General features: G+C 43.1%; 1 protein-coding gene. It reads left to right on the top strand.

Going from position 1 to position 3,206, the window contains the following annotated elements; all coding sequences use genetic code 11:
• Window positions 1-3,206, top strand: a 3,206-nt coding sequence (locus MHN32_RS23315) for an amino acid adenylation domain-containing protein (RefSeq protein ID WP_239422959.1), incomplete at both ends; no start/stop codon positions are given.

The following is a 3,206-nucleotide window of genomic DNA, read 5'->3' as shown; positions in this document are numbered from 1 at the left end:
GGAATATGAAGCGGCGGAGAATAGTGTAGAGCGAGCGCTGGTAGAGATATGGGCAGAGGTACTGCGACAACCACTAGAGGAGTTAAGTGTAACGGGTGATTTCTTTAGGTTAGGGGGAAATTCTCTGTTAGCGGTGAAGCTTAGTGCGTTAATTAAGCGGCATTTCGACATTGAAGTAACTTTGGGTGATTTATTCTCACATCCCAATATTCGTCAGTTTGGTATGTGGTTGCAAAGCCACCAGGAAATTCAAGCAAAGCACACATATGAGAAGATTAAGGCACAAGATAATTTAGACAGTGCTCCACTGACTTTTGCACAACAGCGTTTGTGGTTTATCGATGCTTTGCAAGGTGGCACATATGCCTACAATATCACTCGGGCTTTAACGTTAAGTGGTGCAGTTGATATTTCAGCATTGCAACGTGTTTTCGTTGCTTTGATTGAGCGCCATGCAATTTTCAGAACTACATATCAAGCACATGTCAATGAGCAAGCGCTGCAAATCATTCACGCGGCACACACAGTCAATTTTAACATCGAACAGGTAGATTTGACGCATTTAGAGAGTGAAGAACAAGAGACGGAAATCACTCAGAGGCTTGAAGAGCAGCAGAAGTACACATTTAACCTTGCAGATGATGTAATGCTTAAAGTGAGTCTACTGCTATGCCAAGTCGATAAGAGCATTTTAATAATTAATATGCCGCATATCGCCACTGACGGTTGGTCGATGGATATTTTGACCCGCGAATGTTGGGCGCTCTATGAAGCTTTTACTCAAGGTCAACAAAACCCACTTACAGCTTTATCCCTACAATATGCGGACTACGCTCTTTGGCAAAGTAAACAGCTAACGCCTGATACTCTAGATACGCATTGGCAGTATTGGCAGCAACAGTTAGCTGCAATGCCACAAGTCCATAGCTTACCGTTAGACTTTAAACGTCCAGCGGATAAGAACTACGTGGGAGAGCAAGTGTCAAGTCGACTCAGCAGTGAAGTAGCGAGTAAGCTTTGTCGCTTGGCAAAGCATTATGCCTTGACGCCGTTTATGCTGTCTCATGCCTTGTGTGCCTTAGTTTTATCGCGTCACAGTGGTAGCCATGACATCGTGATGGGTATGCCGATTGCCAACCGACTACAAGGCGAGTTGAATGGGGTTGTTGGTCTGTTCGTGAATACTTTAGTATTAAGAGTAAATACCAACTACAACGATCTGAGCGATTATTTTAAGCATGTGAAGAAAGTGCACCTTGAAGCCCAGCAGCATCAGGATATGCCGTTTGAAAAGTTAGTTGATAAACTAGCAAGTGAACGTTCTGCTTCACATACTCCGTTATTTCAAATTTTACTAGCAACACAAAACGACTTTTCATCGAAGCCTGTACCGCAAAATCAAGCTCTCATTGTTGAGCGACGGGAGCAAAAAGTTAAAGTAGCTAAGTTCGATTTAGATATTAATATTTGTATCAATAAAGATGAAGTGACAATCAACTGGACCTATGACACTGCAATATTTTCTCACCAGCATATCACTACTCTAGACCGACATCTGTGTAACTTACTGAGTACGTTAGCCGCTCATCATGAAGATCAAGATATTGCCATTAAGCAATTAAATATACTAGATGCTCAAGAGTTTACTCGATTACTCACTAGGGCGGCAGGTAATACAAATTACCCCGCTGCAAATTGCGGTTTACATGAATTGTTCGAACGACAGGTTGAACGACAGCCAGAAGCGTTAGCTATTACGTCAGCAGGAAGAAGTTTAAGTTATGCGCAATTAAATGCGCGAGCAAATGCAATGGCTTGGTATTTAATCGAACAATATCAGCTTACGCCAGAACAAACAGTCGCTATTTGTTTACCACGTTCTGAACTACTGCTTGTGAGTGTTCTTGCGGTATTAAAAGCAGGAGGTGCTTACCTGACTATTGATCCAAGTTACCCCGATGGCAGGGTGTCTTACATCCTTAATGATTCTGAAGCATCATTATTACTCACCAGTAGTGAATTTGAAAAAAGACTTGTGGAACTCAGAGGTACTTTTAGCTGTGTTATGGCTGACACCTCGCTGACAAACTATAGCCAAGACAATCCACCAAGCCCTATTTTAAATAGTGATGTGGCAAGTGCATATATAGTGTATACGTCTGGCACCAGTGGCAAACCTAAAGGGGTTAAAATAGCACATAAAGGAGCTGTCAACTTTGCGGCATACTTAGGGAGACAATTCCAAGTAGATAACAGTAGTAAAGTGTTGCAACTAGCTTCTACTAGCTTTGATGCCTTTACCCTAGAATGGATGTGGGGGTTGACGAACGGAGGATCGCTATGTATCTGTAGCGAAGCTGATAAATATCATCCTCAGCAAATGGCAGATTACTTGGTTGATCAAGGTATCACTCATGCACTCATAACCCCAGCATACTTACAGCATCTACCTTGTCATCAAAACTACCATTTTCGCGCTTTATTGGTGGGTGGTGAAGCCTGTAGTACCGCACTGGCGCAGCAGTGGTCAAAGCACTATCCAATGTATAACGCTTACGGTCCCTCAGAGGCCACTATTTGTGCCACTGTAGCTAAGCTCCATCCCGATACGTCTGTAACAATAGGCACTGCTATTGATAATGTTACAACTTATATTCTTGATGATCAGCAGCAACTGCTGCCTGAGGGGGCGGTTGGAGAGTTATATATTGGTGGGGTAGGTGTGGCACAAGGTTATATCAAGCGTCCAGAGCTAGATGCTGAACGTTTTGTGAGTAACCCATTTGTAACGAATGAGCATGAGAAATTATACCGTACAGGCGATCTTGTACGACAATCTGATACTGGCCAATTAGTTTACTTAGGCCGGATCGATGAACAGGTAAAAATTCGTGGCTATCGTATTGAGTTGGCTGAAATTGAGCAATTGTTGAATGAATCTTTCGGTGTTAAGCAAGCCGCAGTATTGTGTTGGGGGGAAGGAAGTCAAAAATACCTGATTGCTTACGTGATGCTATCTGGTGAGATGTCTGAGGATAGCGCTACTCGTATTTTGAGCGAAGCGCTCGCCGAACAATTACCAGAATATATGGTGCCGAGCCAGTTTTTGGTGTTGGAGCAATTTCCACTTACAGTCAATGGTAAGGTTGATAAACGCGCTTTGCCACAACCGGAATTGACGACAGCACATTACCGAGGACCACAAA

It is taken from the genome of Pseudoalteromonas sp. Of11M-6, from assembly GCF_022347905.1.
In the GTDB taxonomy this organism is placed as follows: Bacteria; Pseudomonadota; Gammaproteobacteria; order Enterobacterales; family Alteromonadaceae; genus Pseudoalteromonas.
The sequence above is the reverse complement of the archived record's forward strand: the minus strand, read 5'-3'. Positions and strand labels throughout refer to the sequence as shown.